The organism is Rhizobacter sp. AJA081-3 (genome assembly GCF_017795745.1).
Lineage (GTDB): Bacteria > Pseudomonadota > Gammaproteobacteria > Burkholderiales > Burkholderiaceae_C > Piscinibacter.
Genome location: NZ_CP059067.1, coordinates 810,801 through 829,771 on the forward strand (window position 1 = coordinate 810,801; position 18,971 = coordinate 829,771).

Annotated in this window: 15 protein-coding genes; 14 read left to right on the forward strand and 1 reads right to left on the reverse strand. The window is 69.5% G+C overall.

The features are described from left to right. The first annotated feature begins 103 nt into the window (after positions 1-103). The 7 genes from HZ992_RS04055 to HZ992_RS04085 all read left to right on the forward strand — a co-directional run bounded on the left by HZ992_RS04055 (position 104) and on the right by HZ992_RS04085 (position 11,344). On the forward strand, positions 104-256 hold the full coding sequence (locus HZ992_RS04055) for a rubredoxin (RefSeq protein ID WP_073463028.1): 153 nt from the start codon (positions 104-106) through the stop codon (positions 254-256). 85 nt (positions 257-341) lie between these two features. Further along, positions 342-713, forward strand: a complete 372-nt coding sequence (locus HZ992_RS04060; RefSeq protein WP_209385411.1) for a response regulator — start codon at positions 342-344, stop codon at positions 711-713. Between the two features lie 89 nt (positions 714-802). Beyond that, complete coding sequence (locus tag HZ992_RS04065) at positions 803-1,168, forward strand: response regulator transcription factor (protein WP_209385412.1); 366 nt, start codon at positions 803-805, stop codon at positions 1,166-1,168. A gap of 9 nt (positions 1,169-1,177) precedes the next feature. Then, a complete protein-coding gene (locus tag HZ992_RS04070) occupies positions 1,178-1,699 on the forward strand; it encodes a chemotaxis protein CheW (protein ID WP_209385413.1) in 522 nt (173 codons plus the stop codon). A 30-nt stretch (positions 1,700-1,729) separates the two neighbouring features. Further along, a complete protein-coding gene (locus tag HZ992_RS04075) occupies positions 1,730-4,060 on the forward strand; it encodes a methyl-accepting chemotaxis protein (protein ID WP_209385414.1) in 2,331 nt (776 codons plus the stop codon). Between the two features lie 23 nt (positions 4,061-4,083). Next, the gene (locus HZ992_RS04080; protein ID WP_209385415.1) at positions 4,084-10,299 is read left to right on the forward strand and encodes a hybrid sensor histidine kinase/response regulator; all 6,216 of its coding nucleotides are present in this window, start codon (positions 4,084-4,086) and stop codon (positions 10,297-10,299) included. A 13-nt stretch (positions 10,300-10,312) separates the two neighbouring features. Next, positions 10,313-11,344 (forward strand): GGDEF domain-containing protein, encoded by a 1,032-nt coding sequence (locus HZ992_RS04085; RefSeq protein ID WP_209385416.1) that lies wholly within the window; start codon positions 10,313-10,315, stop codon positions 11,342-11,344. A 20-nt stretch (positions 11,345-11,364) separates the two neighbouring features. Here HZ992_RS04085 and HZ992_RS04090 read toward each other — a convergent pair whose 3' ends face one another. Beyond that, entirely contained in the window at positions 11,365-12,870 is a 1,506-nt protein-coding gene (locus HZ992_RS04090; RefSeq protein ID WP_209385417.1) for a cryptochrome/photolyase family protein, read from the reverse strand. 24 nt (positions 12,871-12,894) lie between these two features. Between HZ992_RS04090 and HZ992_RS04095 the strand changes: the two genes are divergently transcribed. The 7 genes from HZ992_RS04095 to HZ992_RS04125 are packed head-to-tail and all read left to right on the forward strand — an operon-like array spanning position 12,895 to position 18,971. Next, a complete protein-coding gene (locus HZ992_RS04095; RefSeq protein ID WP_209385418.1) occupies positions 12,895-13,482 on the forward strand; it encodes a YqgE/AlgH family protein in 588 nt (195 codons plus the stop codon). Beyond that, entirely contained in the window at positions 13,479-13,892 is a 414-nt protein-coding gene (gene ruvX, locus HZ992_RS04100; RefSeq protein ID WP_209385419.1) for a Holliday junction resolvase RuvX, read from the forward strand. Before HZ992_RS04095 ends, ruvX begins: the two co-directional genes overlap by 4 nt. Beyond that, positions 13,889-14,392 carry a bifunctional pyr operon transcriptional regulator/uracil phosphoribosyltransferase PyrR gene (gene pyrR / locus HZ992_RS04105; RefSeq protein ID WP_209385420.1) on the forward strand — a complete coding sequence of 168 codons (504 nt, stop codon included), beginning with the start codon at positions 13,889-13,891 and terminating at the stop codon, positions 14,390-14,392. Before ruvX ends, pyrR begins: the two co-directional genes overlap by 4 nt. Next, complete coding sequence (locus tag HZ992_RS04110) at positions 14,392-15,354, forward strand: aspartate carbamoyltransferase catalytic subunit (RefSeq protein ID WP_209385421.1); 963 nt, start codon at positions 14,392-14,394, stop codon at positions 15,352-15,354. The genes pyrR and HZ992_RS04110 overlap by 1 nt, the downstream gene beginning before the upstream one ends. Next, on the forward strand, positions 15,351-16,652 hold the full coding sequence (locus HZ992_RS04115; RefSeq protein WP_209385422.1) for a dihydroorotase: 1,302 nt from the start codon (positions 15,351-15,353) through the stop codon (positions 16,650-16,652). Before HZ992_RS04110 ends, HZ992_RS04115 begins: the two co-directional genes overlap by 4 nt. Further along, positions 16,624-17,406, forward strand: coding sequence for a lysophospholipid acyltransferase family protein (locus HZ992_RS04120; RefSeq protein ID WP_209385423.1), 783 nt, complete (start codon positions 16,624-16,626; stop codon positions 17,404-17,406). The genes HZ992_RS04115 and HZ992_RS04120 overlap by 29 nt, the downstream gene beginning before the upstream one ends. A gap of 5 nt (positions 17,407-17,411) precedes the next feature. Continuing rightward, complete coding sequence (locus HZ992_RS04125; protein WP_209387036.1) at positions 17,412-18,971, forward strand: thymidine phosphorylase family protein; 1,560 nt, start codon at positions 17,412-17,414, stop codon at positions 18,969-18,971.

The window sequence follows — 18,971 nt, forward strand, 5'->3', positions numbered from 1 at the left end:
TGCCTACGGAGCCTTGATTTTTTGCCATTTCGGGTGGCTACAATCCGGTTCCGTTGCATTGTAGTGAAGGCGAAGACGCGTCGTGAGCGAACCCCGAACCTGGATGTGCCTCATCTGCGGATGGATCTATGACGAGGCCGCCGGAGATCCCGAACACGGCATCGCGCCGGGTACCGCGTGGGAAGCGGTGCCCATGAACTGGACCTGCCCGGAATGTGGCGCCCGCAAAGAAGATTTCGAGATGGTCCAGATCTGACCCCCATGCGCCGAGTCGCCCAGGGGGTCGTCCGTCGAGTCGATGAGGAGAATGCTCGGTGAGCAATGAAGTCCCCGCCGATGCCATGGGCATCAAGGTGCTGGTCATCGACGACAGCAACACGATCCGCCGCAGCGCGGAGATCTTTCTGAAGCAGGGTGGCCACAACGTGCTGCTCGCCGAGGACGGTTTCGATGCGCTGTCCAAGGTCAACGACCACGACCCCGACCTGATCTTCTGCGACATCCTGATGCCGCGCCTGGACGGGTACCAGACCTGCGCCATCATCAAGCGCAACGCTCGTTTTGCCAATGTGCCGGTGATCATGCTGTCGTCCAAGGACGGTCTGTTCGACAAGGCGCGGGGCCGGATGGTGGGTTCGGAGGACTATCTCACCAAACCGTTCACGAAAGATCAGCTTCTGCAGGCCGTGGCGCAGCACCGGCGTGCCGCATGATCGACCCCTGTTGTGAAACCCGCGGGCTCGAGCCCGCAGCTTCTAGCGATTGCCGCCGGCGAGAAGCCGGCGCTCACTGAGGACCCGCCATGCCGATCCAGAAGATCCTCCTGGTCGACGACTCCAAGACCGAACTGCACCACCTGTCCGACCTGCTGACCAAGCGCGGCTTTGCCGTGCGCACCGCAGAGAACGGGGAGGACGCGATGCGTCGCCTGGGCGAAGAAAAGCCCGACCTGATCCTGATGGACGTGGTGATGCCCGGCCAGAACGGCTTCCAGCTGACCCGCGCGATCACCCGCGACCCGCGTTTCACCAACGTGCCGGTGATCATGTGCACGAGCAAGAACCAGGAAACCGACAAGGTCTGGGGCATGCGCCAGGGCGCTCGCGACTACATCGTCAAGCCCGTCGATGCCGACGAGCTGGTGGCGAAGATCCGCGCCTTCGACTGACAGCGACCCATGGCCAAGAAGGAAGCACTGCGCGAACTCCAGAGCCGGCTGGCCGAGCGGCTGCAGGCCGCGCGGACCCAGCAGCGCGGCAGCTCCTGGCTGGCGGTGGAATGCAGCGGGCGCGGCATCCTGTTCCCGCTGCGCGAGGCGGGCGAGATCTTCGCCATGTCCGTGCTGGTACCGGTGCCGCACACGCACCGCTGGTTCATGGGCGTGGCCAACCTGCGCGGGCACCTGCACGGGGTGGTCGACCTGGCCGGCTTCCTGGGCATCAAGACGAACGAAGGCAGTTCGACGCAATCGCAGCAGCTGGTGGGATTCAACCAGTCGCTCGATCTGAACTGCGTGCTGCTGGTGGACCGGCTGGCCGGCCTGCGCGGCGAAGAGCAACTGCAGCGTGAGCCTGACGACGGCGTGGCACGGCCCACCTTCGTCGGCGCGCGCTACCGAGACGGCTCCGGCCGACAGTGGCAGGAACTGAGTCTGGCCGCACTCGCCGGCGACGAGGCTTTCCTGAGGATCGTTGGCTGATCAGGCACAACAAGACCGCAAGAGGAACACATGAGCTTCCTGAACAAGTTCAAGGGACTGGGCCGCAAGGACAGCACGAACGACATCGACACCCTGGAGCAGGATCGATACGACGACGCGCCGGGCCGACACGATGCGAACGACATGGCGCTGCCCGGATCGGGTGGCACGGTGGCGCTCGATGTCGGGGCGATGCAGCAAACGGCACAGATGGACTCGTCCATCATCACCGAGGCGGCACCTTCGGAGATGGCCGAGTTCACCGAGGTGCGTCGCGCCGGTGACGCCGACGCGTCCGCAGCGGGCAGCGGCCTGCCGGTGATCGGCGACCGGCCCCTGGGCGAGCAACAGCGAATTCTCGGTGGCCTGGTGCTGCTGGGCTTCATCGGCGTGGTGGCAGTAACCATCAGCTCGCTGAACGCCGCGAGCCGGGGCTCGGCCCAGGTGGGTGCCACCGGTCAGGCCCTGATGCAGTCGCAGCGGCTGGCCAAGTCGGTGTCGCAGGCCCTGATCGGCAGCCCGGCCGCCTTCCCGGAGGTGCGCGAGAGCACCGACGTGATGGCCAAGACGGTGCGCGACCTCAAGACGGGTGAAGGCAGCCTGGCGGCTGCGCCGGCCAGCGTGCAGGAATCGCTCGACCCGCTGCTGCCCCTGGTCGACCGTGCCGAGAAGAACGCCAACACCGTCATTGCACAGCAGAAGATCCTGACCCAGGTGGGCCAGGCGCTTCGCACCATCAACCGCCAGTCGTCCGACCTGCTCGAGATCGCCGAGACGGTGTCGTCGCTGAAGCTGCAGCAGGAGGCCTCGCCGGCCGAACTGTCCGCGGTCGGCCAGCTGGTGATGCTGACCCAGCGCATCGGCAAGAGCGCGAACGAATTCCTGACCATGGAAGGCGTCAGCCCCGAGGCCGTGTTCCTGCTCGGCAAGGACCTGAACTCGTTCCGCGAAATCGCCCAGGGCCTGGCCGACGGCAATCAGGAACTGCGCCTGCCCGGCACCAAGGACCCGCAGACCAAGGAACGCCTGGTCGCGCTGCTCAAGCAGTACGAAGAGACCCGCACGCAGGCCAGCGCCATTCTGGGCAACCTGCAGGGCCTGGTTTCGGCGCGCGAGGCGCAGGCCTCGATCATCGCGGACAGCGAGCCGCTGCGCAAAGGCCTCGAGGCGGTGCAGGACGGCCTGTCCAAGCAGACCGGTTTCGGCGCGGGCAGCCTTCTGGCGCTGATTGCCTTCGCGGCCACCATGATCCTGGGCGGCGTCGGTTTCCTGCGCCTGTATGTGCGTGACCAGGCCCTGCGTGCGCAGCTCGCCGAAGGCCAGCGACTCGAAGCCGAACGCCAGGAGCAGGAAGCCAAGCGCGTCAACGACGCCAACCAGGCGGCCATTCTGCGATTGATGAACGAACTGCAGACGGTGGCCGAGGGCGACCTGACGCAACAGGCCACGGTGACGGAAGACATCACGGGCGCCATCGCCGACTCGGTGAACTACACCGTGGAAGAGCTGCGTTCGCTGGTGTCGCAGGTGCAGGGCACGGTGGGTCGCGTGACCGAGACGACGCAGCAGGTGGAAGCCACGTCGACCGAACTGCTCGCCGCCTCGACCGAACAGCTGCGCGAGATCCGCGACACCGGCGAATCGGTGCTGCAGATGGCCGGCCGAATCAACGACGTGTCGGGCAAGGCGCAGGAAACGGCCCAGGTGGCGCGCCAATCGCTGGACGCCGCCGAGTCGGGCCTGCGCGCGGTGCAGAACACCATCGGCGGTATGAACCTGATCCGCGACCAGATCCAGGAGACCTCCAAGCGGATCAAGCGGCTGGGCGAGTCGTCGCAGGAGATCGGCGAAATCACGGAGCTGATTTCCGACATTACCGAGCAGACGAACGTGCTGGCGCTGAACGCCGCCATCCAGGCCGCATCGGCCGGTGACGCAGGACGAGGCTTCTCCGTCGTGGCGGAAGAAGTGCAGCGTCTGGCCGAACGCTCCGCCGATGCGACGCGCCAGATCGCTGCGCTGGTGAAGACCATTCAGACCGACACCCAGGACGCGGTGGGCGCCATGGAGCGCTCCACGCAGGGTGTGGTCGAGGGTGCAAGACTGTCCGACGCGGCCGGTACGGCGCTGGGCGAGATCGACCGCGTGTCGCGCCAGCTGGCCGACCTGATTGCGCAGATCTCGTCGCAGGCGCTCTCGGAAGCGCAGTCCGCCAACGTTGTGGCGGCCAACATCCAGCACATTTTCGCGGTGACCGAGCAGACCGGAGAAGGTACTCGCTCGACCGCCGCGATGGTGCGCGAACTGTCGCGGACTGCGGAGGAACTCAAGCAGTCGGTGGCGCGTTTCAAGATCGAGTGACCTTCTTCGCCTGAGAGCCCTGCATGGACACGCGCACCGCCACGTCGGCCACCTCGCGGGGCGAACCCGCCGATGACCTCAGCGCCCTGGCATGGGTGCACGATGAACTGCGTCGCACACTCGAAGCGGCGCACAAGTCGATGCGCCGCTGCCTCAAGGAGGCCGAGTCGCTGGGCGCTTCCGACGTCGACACCGTCGACCCGGCAGTGCTTCGCAGCGCGCGCTCGCAGCTCCACCAGGGCGTGGGCGCGCTCGAGCTCGTCGGCCTGCCCGAGGCCGCGCTCGTGCTGCGATCCAGCGAGGCGCTGGTGCAGAAGTTCGTCGCCAAGCCGCACAAGCTGACAGCATCGATCGTCGAAGACATCGAGAAGGCTTCCTTCGCACTGCTCGACTACCTGGCGCGCCGGCTGGCCGGCAAACCGGTGGCGGCGCTGTCGATGTTCCCGCAGTACCGCGCCGTGCAGGAAGCTGCCGGGGCGGAGCGCATCCACCCGGCCGACCTGTGGAACGTCGACTGGCAATGGCGCGAGCTGCCCTCCGACACCTCGGTGCCGCCGCGCGCGCTCGACGCCGCGACGCGCAGCGCGATGGAGGGCCACCTGCTGGGCATCATGCGCACGCCGCAGCCCACGCTGGCCGCCGCACGCATGAGCGAGGGCTGCGCGGGCCTCGGCGCCGCCGCGCGCGACGCGCAGGCCGCCACGCTGTGGAAGCTGGCCTCGGCCGTGTTCGAGGCCCAAGGGCAGGGCCTGCTCGGCTTCGACGTCTTCAGCAAGCGGGTCGCCTCGCGGCTGCTCGCGCAGTACCGCGTGCTCGAACGCGGTGACAACGAAGTGTCCGAGCGCCTCGCGCAGGACCTGCTGTTCTTCTGCGCGCAGAGCGCCTCGCCGGGCGATGGCCGGCGCGCGCCGCGGCTGGCCGCCGTGCGCCAGGTCTATGGCCTGGCCCACCACGTGCCGGTGGACTACAACGTCAGCCCGCTGGGCCGCTTCGACCCGGCGATGGTGGTGCAGGCGCGCAAGCGCGTGGCTGCCGCCAAGGAATCGTGGTCGGCCGTGGCCGGCGGCGAACTGCATCGCCTGACCGGCCTGAACGAACAGTTCTCGCTGGTCGGCGATTCGCTCAAGCGCCTGTTCCCGCTCGGCGAGGCCTTTGCTGCGGAGCTGCAGATGGCCGCGTCGCAGACGCTGTCCAGCGGCTCGGCACCGCCGGCACCGCTGGCGATGGAGGTGGCCACCAGCCTGCTCTACGTCGAAGCTGCACTCGAGGACGCCGACTTCGACAACCCCGCCCAGGCCGAGCGCGTGCGCCGTCTGGCCGACCGTCTCGGTTCGGTGCGCGAGGGCAAGGCGCCGGATCCGCTCGAACCGTGGATGGAGGAGCTGTATCGCCGCGTCTCCGACCGCCAGACCATGGGCAGCGTCGTGCAGGAACTGCGCGCCTCCCTGTCCGAGGCCGAGAAGCAGATCGACCAGTTCTTCCGCAAGCCCGAAGACCGCGAAGTGCTGATCCCGGTGCCGAACCAGCTGGCCGCGATGCGCGGCGTGCTGTCGGTGCTGGGCATGGATCAAGCCACGGCTGCGCTGCTGCGCATGCGCGACGAGGTCGAGGGCCTGGTGCAGACCGAGATCGACCCCCAGCGCATCGCGCAGACCGGCTTGTTCGATCGCCTGGCCGGCAACCTGGGCGCGCTCGGTTTCCTGATCGACATGCTCAGCGTGCAGCCGCAGATGGCGAAGTCGCTGTTCGTGTTCGACCCGCGCACGGGCACGCTCGACCCGGTGATGGGGCGCGGCCCCAGCCACCGCCAGATGTCCACGCCCACGCCGGTGGAGCCGCGGCTCATCGAGCAGGCCCAGCAACTGGCGTTCAATGCCGCGCGCCCGGACGTGCCGGTGTCCGACGTGGCCCGCGACCTTGAGCGGCTGTCTCAAGAGGCGAGCGTGGCCGACCAGTCGGCCCTGGTCGAGAAGGTCGAGCGCTCGCGCGAGGCTCTCGCCAAGGCCGACGAGGCCGACGACCGCGAAGGCGTGGCCTCAGTGCGCGGCGAACTCACCGACGTGCTCGTCGACTTCGTCTCGAGCACCTCCGAGCCGATGGGCCTGGACAGCAGCCTCGCGCCCGTCCGCGCCGCCACGGTGTCTGCCCCCGTGCCGCCGTCTGCCACCGCCGAGCTCGCCGAAGACGACGAGATGCGCGAGGTCTTCCTCGAGGAAGCGCGCGAGGTGTTGCACGACGCCGGCGTGGCCACCGATGATCTGGCGCATGCGCCCTCGGACCTGGCACTGCTCACCACCGTGCGGCGCGCCTTCCACACGCTCAAGGGCAGCTCGCGCATGGTCGGGCTCAAGGAGTTCGGCGAAGCCGCCTGGGCCTGCGAGCAGATGTACAACACCCAGCTCGCCGACCACCGCGCCGCCGGGCCCGAACTGATCGATTTCACGAAGGGCGTGCTCGCACGCCTGAGCGACTGGGTTGCCGACATCGCGGCGCACCGCGACGCCGCACGCACAGGGTCGGCCATCAAGGCGGCGGCGCAACGGCTTGCCGCCGGCCAGCCGGCCCTGCCGCTGGTGACAGCACCGGCGCCGCTGTCGGAGGCCGAGGCCCTGTCGGCTTTCGGCTTCAGCCTGCCGCCGGACTTGCCGACGGCAGAGGCACTGGAGCTGCCGGCGGCACAGGCTGCACCCGCCGCGTCCGCACCCGAGGTGGCCTTCGAGCTCGACCTGTCCGCGCTCGACGGCGTTGCCGCCGCAGCGCCTGCCGTGGCCGCACCGTCCGCCACGGCCATCGACTTCGACCTGCATGCCCTGGACGAGCCGTTCGACGCGCAGGCCACGCAGCCTCTGCCGCTGTCGGAGATGCCGGCTTCCGCAGCGGCTCCTGTCGATCTGGCCTTCGATCTGATCGACCTCGACCTGGGCAGCGAAGCTGCCAACCAGCCGCTGGCAGAGACGATCGAGCCGAGCGCGGCACAGCCCTTCCAGGACTCGGCCGACCTGCCGCTCGACATCGGTGACGCCGCGTCCGCACCCGCCGAAGACGAGAACGTCAAGGTCGTCGGCACGCTGCGCATCGGCATTCCGCTTTTCAACATCTATCTCAATGAGGCCGACGAGCTGTCGCGTCGCCTGACCACCGAAGTCGCCGAGTGGGCGATGGAACTGCACCGCCCCATCGGCGAAACGCCGATCGCGTTGGCACATTCCCTGGCCGGCAGCTCGGCCACGGTCGGCTTCAACGACCTGTCGCATCTGGCGAGGCTGCTCGAGCATGCGCAGATGCGCTCGCAATCCATCGGCTACGGCACGCCCGAGGAAGCACGCCTGTTCGTCGATGCGGCGGAAGAGGTTCGTCGCCTGTTGCACCAGTTCGCCGCCGGATTCCTGAAGGAACCTGCGCCGGAGCTTCTGGCCCGCCTGGCCGAGCACGAGATCGAATCCGCCCGCCGCCTCGAGGCGGCCACCGCGGCGGCCGACCTGCCGCCAGCCACCGGCATGGGCGAGCTGGACGAAGCGCCCGAGCTGGAGCGCATCGACCTGTCGGAATCGCCCGATGCGCAGCCCGAGGCCGAGCAACCGGCGGCCACGGTGCCGTCGAGCCATGCGCCGTTCTTCGAAACCAGCGGCCTGTCAGTCAGCAGCTTCGGCGCGCTGGACACCCGCGTCGACGCGCTGGGCGTGGCCGAGCTGAAGCCGCTGGCCGAGCTGCCGACGGCATCCGCTCGCAGTGCCGAGCGCGAGCTGGCGATCGAGGGCACGGAAGACATCGACGCGGTCGACGCGGTCGACGCCGAGCTGTTCCCGATCTTCGAGGAGGAAGGGCAGGACCTGCTGCCACAGCTGTCCAGTCGCCTGCGCGACTGGGCGAAGCGGCCCGGCGAGACCAGCCATGCCGCGTCGTGCATGCGCACGCTGCACACGCTCAAGGGCGGAGCCCGCCTGGCCGGTGCGATGCGCCTGGGCGAAATGGCCCACCGCCTGGAAACGCGCATCGAGCAGATCCTGGGCAACCCGCCGATCGTGGCGGCCGATGTCGAGCAGTTGCAGATGCGCGGCGACGCGCTGTCGCAGGTCTTCGAGGCGCTGCGTGCACGCGATGCGCAGGCCTACGAGGAAGCCAGCGCGGCCGTGGTCGCTGCGCCGGTGGCCGCTCCGGTGGCCGCTGCGCCGGTGTCGGTGCCCGAGCCGCTGATCGTCGCGCCTGCGCCCGAAACGGAAGTCCCCGTGGCGGCCTCGGCGAGCGAACCCGAACCCGCGGCGGCTCCGGCCGCGCCGGTGGACTTGGCGTCGGCCACTGAACTGCCGCCAATCGACTGGTCGCGCTTCGCGCTGGGCGGAGTGACCAGCCGCGTCGTCGCCGACAAGTCGCAGAGTGCTTCGCAGTCGGCCGTGCGCGTGCGTGCGCCGCTGCTCGACCGCCTGGTCAACCAGGCCGGCGAAGTCTCGATCACCCGCTCTCGCATCGAGTCCGAAGTCGGCCAGATCAAGGGTTCGCTGGTCGACCTGACGGAGAACCTCGAGCGCCTGCGCCAGCAGCTGCGAGACATCGAACTGCAGGCCGAGACGCAGATGAGCTCGCGGCTCGAGGCGGCCAAGGCGATGTCGCAGTCCTTCGACCCGCTGGAGTTCGACCGCTTCACGCGATTCCAGGAACTCACCCGCATGATGGCCGAGTCGGTGAACGACGTGGCCACCGTGCAGCGCACGCTGCAGCGTTCGCTGGACAGCACCGAAGACGAACTGGCCAGCCAGGCCCGCCTGACGCGCGACCTGCAGGATGACCTGCTGCGCACCCGCATGGTGGAATTCGAAGGCCAGTCCGACCGCCTCTACCGCGTCGTGCGGCAGGCCGCGAAGGAAACTGGCAAGCAGGTGCGCCTGGACATCGTCGGCGGTTCGATCGAAGTCGACCGCGGTGTGCTCGATCGCATGACAGGCTCCTTCGAGCACCTGCTGCGCAACAGCGTCACCCACGGCATCGAAAATCCCGACGCGCGCACCGCGCAAGGCAAGGATGCTGCCGGCGCAATCCTGGTCTCGCTGACGCAGGAAGGCAACGAAGTCGGCATCGAGTTCCGCGACGACGGCAAGGGCCTCGACCTGGATCGCATCCGCGCCAAGGGCCTGGCGATGGGCCTGATCCAGCCGGACCAGGCCGTCAGCGACGCCGACCTTGCCAACCTGATCTTCACGCCCGGGTTCACCACCGCCGAATCGGTGACCGAACTCGCCGGCCGCGGTGTCGGCATGGACGTGGTGCGATCCGAGGTGAACGCCATGGGCGGACGCATCGAGACCGCCACCGCACCGGGCCAGGGCACCTCGTTCAAGCTGGTGCTGCCGCTGACCACGGCGGTCACGCAGGTGGTGATGCTGCGCTGCGGCGACGCCACCGTGGCCGTGCCGTCAACGCTGATCGAGATCGTGCGCCGCGCCACCCCTGCGGAAATCGAGCAGGCCTACGCCGGCGGCGGCTATCCGCTGGGCGACCGGGTGCTGCCGTTCTTCTGGCTGGGCTCGCTGCTGCAGACCAGCCCGGCCCCGACCGAGGCCATCGGCCGCACGCGGCCGGTGGTGGTGGTGCGAAGTGCGCAGCAGCGCGTCGCACTGCACGTCGACGAAGTGCTGGGCAACCAGGAAGTGGTGGTCAAGAACCTCGGGCCGCAGCTGTCGCGACTGCCGGGTCTGGCCGGCATGACGCTGCTCGCCTCCGGTGCCGTGGCGCTGATCTACAACCCGGTGGCGTTGGCCACGCTGTACGGCGACGCCGCCCGCGCTGCCACTGCCGCGGCGCTGAACGCGATGCGCGGCGGCGCACCGGCGATGCCGCAGGCCGCGCAGGAGCCGAAGGTGGCTGCGGCACCGCTGGTGCTGGTGGTCGACGATTCGCTCACCGTGCGCCGCGTCACGCAGCGCCTGCTGGTGCGCGAGGGCTACCGCGTGGTGCTCGCCAAGGACGGCATGGACGCGCTCGAGCGCCTGGCCGAAGAGCGGCCGAGCATCGTGCTGTCGGACATCGAGATGCCGCGCATGGACGGCTTCGACCTGGTGCGCAACATCCGCGGCGATGCCCGCCTGCGCGATCTGCCGGTGATCATGATCACTTCGCGCATCGCCCAGAAGCATCGCGACTACGCCGCCGAGCTGGGGGTCGATCACTACCTCGGCAAGCCGTACTCGGAGGAAGACCTGCTCGCGCTGATCGGCCGCTACACGGCCGCGGTCACCACGGCCTGATGCCGGCGAGGCCATGGCCGAACTCGTCGACCATCTGGCCGAACTGACCGGCTTCCGCGATCGGGAACTGCTCGACGTGACGCTGGTCGGCGCCTTGCGCGACCTGCTGCGCCCGCGTGCGGTGGCCATCTACCGCAGCGTCGGCGAGGCCGGCCACGAGCGCTGGCTGACGCGCGCGAGACTGCAGGCCGGCGAGCTGGCGGCCCGGGCCGACCCGGGCTGGGTCGACCTCGAGAGCCTGCCCGCCCACCACGAGCACCCGGCGCGACTCGATGCCTTTCGACGGCAGACCATCGTGCAGTTGCCGGGGCCGGTGCACCTGACGCTGTTCCCGGTCGCCACCGACCGCGAGAGCCTGGGCGTGATGGAGGTCGAGAGCGACAGCGCGCTCGACGAGCGCGACCAGCGCCTGGTGATGAGCATCCTGCGCATCTACCGCAACTTCCAGGGCCTGCTTGACTACAGCGAGCGCGACACGCTGACCGGCCTGCTCAACCGCAAGACCTTCGACGAGAGCTTCATGAAGGCGGTGGCCGAGCCGATGCTGCCGCCGCCCGATGGCGAAGGCGAAGACCGGCGCACCGCCGCGCAGCGCTGCCGCTACTGGATGGGCGTGATCGACATCGATCACTTCAAGCGCGTCAACGACACCTACGGCCACCTGATCGGCGACGAGGTGCTGCTGCTGCTCGCACGGCTGATGCGTGCCAGCTTCCGTTTCGACGACCGGCTCTACCGTTTCGGTGGCGAGGAGTTCGTGGTGCTGATGCGCTGCACCGACGCGCCGGCCGCGGCGCTGGCCTTCGAGCGCCTGCGTTTCCACGTCGAGCGCCACGTGTTCCCGCAGGTGGGCCACATCACGGTGAGCATCGGCTTCACCGAGCTCAAGCGGGGCGACACGCCCAGCGGCGCCTTCGAGCGGGCCGACAAGGCGGTCTACTTCGCCAAGGGCCAGGGCCGCAACCAGGTGAGGCACCACGCCGAACTGGTGGCTTCGGGGCACCTCGAAGACGACGCCAAGGTCGGTGACGTCGAGCTGTTCTAGCTCGCCCGTCCGCCGGTCCGCTAGTCCTTCTTCTTCACCACGGCAAACCGGTCCAGCGTGCGCTGACGCGCCTCGTCGTGCTGCACCACCGGCGCGGGGTAGTGCATCCCGAGTTCGATGCCGGCAGCCGCCAGGTCCACCGGCCGGGCCTCCCAGGGCGCGTGGATCAGCTCGTCGGGCAGCGCAGCCAGCTGAGGCAGGTAGCGGCGGATGAAGCGCCCCTGCGGATCGAAGCGGCGGCTCTGAGACACCGGGTTGAAGATGCGGAACCAGGGCTGCGCATCGCAGCCAGTCGAGGCCGCCCATTGCCAGCCGCCGTTGTTGGCCGCGAGGTCGAAGTCGTTCAGGTGGTCGGCGAAATACTGTTCGCCGCGCCGCCAGTCGATGCCGAGATCCTTGGTCAGGAAGCTCGCCACCACCATGCGCAGCCGGTTGTGCATGTAGCCGGTCTGGTTGATCTGGGCCATCGCGGCGTCGATCAGCGGGTAGCCCGTGCGGCCGGCGCACCAGGCGGCGAACAGTTCGTCGGCATGCTTGCCGTGGTCCCAGCGGATGGCGTCGAACTCCGGCTTGAAGCAGTGCCCGACGACACGCGGGTGGTGATGCAGGATCTGGTGGTAGAAGTCGCGCCAGACCAGCTCCGACAGCCACACCCGGGCGCCCTCGCTGCCGGCCTGCTGCCTGGCCCAGGCCTCGCGGGCCAGCGTGCGGATCGAGCAGGTGCCGAAGCGCAGGTGCACGGACAGGTAGCTCGGCCCCTTCACGGCCGGGAAGTCGCGCGTGCGGCCGTATTCGTCGATGCGCGGCAGGAAGTCGTCGAGCAGCGCCTGCGCGCCACGTTCGCCGACCGGGATCTTCAGCGCATGCAGGTTGCTGCGCTCGAAGCCCAGCGCATCGAGCGAGGGCAGGGCGCAGGCCACCTGCGGTGGCACCGGCGCCAGCGCGGCCGCGTGTGCCGCCACCGGATAGGCCTTGACGAAGTAGGGCTCGAGCTTGCGCAGCCAGGCGTTCTTGTAGGGCGTGAACACGCCGTAGGGCGAACCGGCCGCGGTGAGCACTTCGCTGCGCTCGAACACCACGTGGTCCTTGGAGGTGTGCAGCGCGATGCCGGCGCCGGCCAGCAGGCCGCGCACACGGGCGTCGCGCTGCAGGGCCGCCGGCTCGTCGTCGTGGTTGGCATAGACCGCCTGCACGTGCAGCGCGCTGGCCAGCGCGACGAGTTCGTGTGCCGCATGGCCGTGGCGCACCAGCAGGCGGACCCCGGTGCGGCCGTGCTGCTCGCCCAGCGCGGCCAGCGCCGCATCGAGTTGCGTCACGCTGTCGTGGATGAACTCGACGCGCCGGTCCGTGCGCAGGCCGCGCTCCAGCAGCGGGTCGAGGATGTCGCGGTCGAAGACGAAGACGCACCAGACCTGCCGCGCCGCCTTCAGCGCGTGGAACAGCGCCGAATGGTCGTGGGCGCGCAGGTCGCGGCGGAACCAGACCAGTGCGGAGTCCAGCGCGGGGGCATTCTTGTCGTGATGCATGGGCCGAGTCTATAAAATGGCCGCATGGCCGGCGCAGCGATCAACCTCACGAACCACTTCCTCATCGCCATGCCCGGCATGGGGGACGGCACGTTCGCCGGCACGGTGATCTACCTGTGCGAGCACACCGAGAAGGGTGCGCTGGGCCTGGTGATCAACAAGCCGATCGACATCAAGCTGAAGAACCTGTTCGAGAAGGTGGAGCTCACGCTGGACCGCGAAGACCTGGCCGAGGAGCCGGTCTACTTCGGCGGCCCGGTGCAGACCGAGCGCGGTTTCGTGCTGCACGAGCGCCTGGGCGGCGACGCGACCGAAGGCGGCACCTACAACTCCTCGCTGCAGATTCCCGGCGGCCTGGAAATGACCACCAGCAAGGACGTGCTGGAGGCGCTGGCCAACGGCGCCGGGCCGAAGAAGGTGCTGGTGACGCTGGGCTACAGCGGCTGGAGCGCCGGGCAGCTGGAAGACGAGATCAGCCGCAACGGCTGGATCAACGTCGGCGCCGAGCCCGGCATCATCTTCGACACGCCGGTCGAGCAGCGCTACGACAAGGCGCTGTCGCTGCTGGGCATCGACCCGCGCATGCTCAGCCAGGAGGCGGGGCACGCATGAGCATGGCGGTGCCGGCCATGCCTTCCATTCCCCGCAGCTTTCTCGCCTTCGATTTCGGGCTTCGCCGCGTCGGCGTGGCCAGCGGCAACTCGCTCACCCGCCAGGCGACGCCGATGAAGACGGTGTCGGCCGAAGGCGAGCCGCGTTTCGCCGAAATTGCCCGCCTCATTGCGCAATGGCAACCCGATGCGCTGGTGGTGGGCGTGCCGTTCCACCCGGACGGCGCCGAGCACGACAATACGCGGCGCGCGCGGCGCTTCGCCCGCCAGCTGCACGGGCGCTTCGGGCTGCCGGTGCACGAGGTGGACGAGCGCTACACCACCACCGAGGCCGCGGCTGCGGGGGCGCGCGACCTCGATGCAGCCTCGGCTGCGATCATCCTGGAACAGTTTCTCGGGACCTTGCCATGAGCAGCCTTCTCCTCGATGCCGAAGCGCTCTATGCCGACCTGCTGGCCGGCGTGCGCATGCTGATGCAGCCCGGCAGCGCCCTGGTGGGCATCTGGTCGGGCGGCGCCTGGCTGGCCGAGCGCCTGCAGCGCGACCTGAAGATCGAGGGCGAGCACGGCGTCATCTCCAGCGCCTTGCACCGCGACGACTTCGGTTCGCGCGGCATGGCCGCCGGCGCCGACCACACGCGGCTGCCCTTCGAGGTCGAGGGCCGGCACATCGTGCTGATCGACGACGTGCTGTTCACCGGCCGCACCACGCGCGCCGTCATCAACGAACTGTTCGACTTCGGCCGCCCGGCCAGCGTCACGCTGGCGGTGCTGGTCGACCGCGGCGGGCGCGAGCTGCCGATCCAGCCGGCCTTCTCGGCCGCGCGCGTGGCCCTGCCGCGCGGCCAGCGCCTGTCCCTGGCCCGCGACGAGCAGGGCCGATTCAGCTTCGACATCAAGGACGCCACCTGATGCTGTCCCGACGCAACCCCCAGCTCAACGCCCACGGCGAACTGATCCACCTGCTGTCGATCGAGGGCCTGCCCAAGGCGGTGCTGACGCAGATCCTCGACACCGCCGGCACCTTCCTGTCGGTCAACGACCGCGAGGTGAAGAAGGTGCCGCTGCTGCGCGGCAAGAGCGTGTTCAACCTGTTCTTCGAGAACAGCACGCGCACGCGCACCACCTTCGAGATCGCCGCCAAGCGCCTGTCGGCCGACGTCATCAACCTGGACATCGCGCGCAGTTCCACCGCCAAGGGCGAGAGCCTGCTCGACACCATCGCCAACCTGTCGGCGATGCACGCCGACATGTTCGTGGTGCGGCACAGCGAGAGCGGCGCGCCCTACCTGATCGCGCAGCACTGCGCTCCGCACGTGCACGTGGTCAACGCCGGCGACGGCCGCCATGCGCACCCGACGCAGGGCCTGCTCGACATGTACACCATCCGCCACTACAAGCGCGACTTCACGCAGCTCACGGTGGCGATCGTCGGTGACATCGTTCACTCGCGCGTGGCGCGCTCCGACATCCATGCGCTGACCACGCTGGGCGTGCCGGAGATCCGCGCCGTCGGCCCGAAGACGCTGGTGCCCGGCGACCTGCGCGAGATGGGCGTGCGCGTGTGCCACGACATGGCCGAGGGCATCCGCGGTGCCGACGTGATCATCATGCTGCGACTGCAGAACGAGCGCATGAGCGGCGCGATGCTGCCGTCCGCCGGCGAGTTCTTCAAGAACTACGGACTGACGCCCGAGAAGCTGGCGCTGGCCAAACCCGACGCCATCGTCATGCACCCCGGGCCGATCAACCGCGGCGTCGAGATCGACTCGGCGGTGGCCGACGGCACCCAGAGCGTCATCCTGCCGCAGGTGACCTTCGGCATCGCGGTGCGCATGGCGGTCATGTCCATCATCGCGGGCAACAACGCATGAAGATCCTCATCCAGAACGGGCGCCTCGTCGACCCCGCCAGCGGCCGCGACGAGACGGCCGATGTCGCCATCGCCGCCGGGCGCATCGTCGCCATCGGCGGCGTCAGCGCCGACTTCACGCCGAACCGCATCATCGACGCCAGCGGCCTGGTGGTCGCGCCCGGCCTCGTCGACCTGGCCGTGCGGCTGCGTGAGCCCGGCCACGAGCACGAGGGCATGCTCGAGAGCGAGATGGCCGCGGCGATGGCCGGCGGCGTGACCAGCCTCGTCTGCCTGCCCGATACCGACCCGCCGCTGGACGAACCCGGCCTGGTCGAGATGCTCAAGTTCCGCGCGCGCAACCTCAACCTCGCGCGCCTGTACCCGCTGGGTGCGCTGACGCGCGGCCTGAAGGGTGACACGCTGACCGAGATGGCCGAGCTCACCGAGGCCGGCTGCGTCGGCTTCTCGCAGGCCGAGGTGTCCTGCCGCGACACGCTGGTGCTGCACCGCGCGCTGCAGTACGCCAGCACCTTCGGCTACACGGTATGGCTGCGCCCGAACGACAGCTGGCTGGGCAACGGCGTGGCCGCCAAGGGGCCGCTGGCCACGCGGCTGGGCCTGTCGGGCGTGCCGGTGATCGCCGAGACGATCGCGCTGAACACCATCTTCGAGCTGGTGCGCGACACGCGCGCCCGCGTGCACCTGTGCCGCATCAGCAGCGCCGCGGGCATCGAGCTGATCCGCGCTGCCAAGGCCGAGGGCCTGCCCGTGAGCTGCGACGTGAGCGTGAACCATCTTCACCTGACCGACGTCGACATCGGCTACTTCAACGCCGCGATGCGACTGACGCCGCCGCTGCGCCAGCAGCGCGACCGCGATGCGATCCGCGCCGCGCTGGCCGACGGCACCGTCGATGCGCTGGTCAGCGACCACACGCCGGTCGACGCCGACGCCAAGAACCTGCCCTTCGCCGAGGCCGAGCCCGGCGCCACCGGGCTGGAATTGCTGCTCGGCCTGACGCTGAAGTGGGGCGCCGAGAGCGGCCTGCCGCTGGCGAAGACGCTGGCCGCCGTCACGCAGCGGCCGGTGGCGGTGCTCGGCGATGCGCTGGATTCGCTGGGTTCGAGCACAGGCCGCCTGGTCGAGGGCGGCGTGGCCGACCTGTGCCTGTTCGACCCCGCGGCGCACTGGCTGGTGCGCCCGGCGGCGCTGTGCAGCCAGGGCAAGAACACGCCCTTCGACGGCTACGAGCTGCCGGGCCGCGTGAAGGCCACGATCGTCGGCGGGCATGTGGCCTTCGAAGCCGCGCGCGACTGAGGCCGGCGCCAGGGTGCGTGGGCTGATCGCGCTGTGGCGGCTCGGTGCCGCCGTGCTGCAGGTCCTGGGCGGAGCGCTCATCTGTGCCGTGCTGTTCCCCTTCCTGAAGCCGGCGCAGCGCATGGCACATGTCGGCCGCTGGTCGGCGCGCATGCTGCGCGCGCTGGGCATCCGGCTCGAGGCGCAGGGCGCCGTGCATCCGGGGCCGGTGCTGCTGGTGGCCAATCACATCTCCTGGGTCGACATCCTCGCCGTCAATGCAGTGCACCCGGCGCGCTTCGTCTCCAAGGCCGACGTGAAGCACTGGCCCTTCCTCGGCTGGCTGGTGGCCTGCGGCGGCACGCTGTTCATCGAGCGTGAGCGCAAGCGCGACGCGCTGCGCGTGGTGCACCAGATCGCCGAAGCGCTCAAGTCGGGCGACGTGGTCGCGGTGTTCCCCGAAGGAACCACGGGCGATGGCCATGGCGTGCTGCCCTTCCACGCCAACCTGCTGCAGGCCGCCATCGCCACCGAGGCGCCGGTGCAGCCGGTGGTGCTGAGCTACCGTGACGCGGCCTCGCCGGTGAGTCAGGCTGCGTCTTACGTGGGCGACACCAGCCTCGTGCAATCCCTGTGGTCCACCGTGACGGCCGACAAGCTCGTCGCCCGCGTCGTGGTCGAGAATGCCCAGGGCACGCGCCATGCCGACCGGCGCGCGCTGGCCGAGCATCTGCGCGAGACCATCCTGGGACGGCTGCAGGAGGACCGGGCTTGACGCCGCTGACGATCCGCCGTGTCGCCATCGACACCTTCCGCGAGCATGTGGCCTACCTGCACCGCGACTGCACGGCCGTGCGCGCCGAAGGCTTCCAGGCGCTGTCGAAGGTGGAGGTCAGCGGCAACGGATCGAGCATCCTGGCGGTGCTCAACGTGGTGGACGACGAATGCATCGTCGGCCCCACCGAGCTGGGGCTGAGCGAGGAGGCCTTCTCCCGCCTGGGCCTGGCGGCCGGCCACGGCGCAAGCCTGCAGCATGCGGAGCCGCCGGCCTCGATCGCCGCGCTGCACCGCAAGATCGCCGGCGAGCGCCTCTCGCGCGACGATCTGCACGGCATCATCCGCGACATCGCGCAGATGCGCTACACGAAGATCGAGCTGGCGGCCTTCGTCGTGGCGGCCAACCAGTTCGAGATGGACCGCGACGAGGTGCTGCACCTTACCGAAGGCATGATCGCCGCCGGCCGCCGCCTCGACTGGCACCAGGAGGTGCGCAGCGGGCCGGTGGTCGACAAGCACTGCATCGGCGGCATCCCCGGCAACCGCACCTCGATGCTGGTGGTGCCCATCGTTGCCGCGCACGGCATGCTGATCCCCAAGACCTCGTCGCGCGCGATCACCTCGCCGGCCGGCACCGCCGACACGATGGAGATGCTTGCGCAGGTCGAGCTGCCCTTCGACCGCCTGGCCGCCATCGTGCGCGAGACCGGCGGCTGCCTCGCCTGGGGCGGCACGGCCGACCTGTCGCCGGCCGACGACGTGCTGATCGCGGTGGAGCGCCCGCTGGGCATCGACTCGCCAGGGCAGATGGTGGCCTCGATCCTGTCGAAGAAGATCGCCGCCGGCTCCACGCACCTGGTGCTCGACATCCCGGTCGGACCGAGCGCCAAGGTGCGCGGCATGCCCGAGGCGCAGCGGCTGAAGAAGCTGTTCGAGTACGTGGCCTCGCGGCTGCAGCTGCACATCGACGTGGTGATCACCGACGGCCGCCAGCCGATCGGCCGCGGCATCGGCCCGGTGCTGGAGGCGCGCGACGTGATGCAGGTGCTCGAGAACGACCCTGCCGCGCCGATGGACCTGCGCCAGAAGGCGCTGCGCCTGGCCGGCCGCGTGATCGAGTTCGACCCCGACGTGCGCGGCGGCGACGGCTTCGCGATCGCGCGAGACATCCTCGACTCCGGCCGTGCGCTGGCGAAGATGAACCAGATCATCGATGCGCAGGGCCGGCGGCCGTTCTCGTGGGCGGCACCGCCGGTGGCACCGCTGTCCTTCGACGTGCTGGCGCCGCGCGACGGCGTGGTCACCGCAATCGACAACCTGGCGGTGGCGCGCATCGCGCAACTGGCCGGCGCGCCCAAGGTGGCCGGTGCCGGCATCGACCTGCTGCACCGCCTGGGCGACGCCGTGAAGGCCGGCCAGGCGTTGTACCGCGTGCATGCGCGCTTCGAGGCCGACCTCGACTACGCGCGGCGCAAGTCCGAAGCCGACGCGGGCTTTCGTGTCGGCACGGCCGACGAACTGCCGCGCGACTACGTGCTGCGCGACAACGGTGCCGGGTTCTGA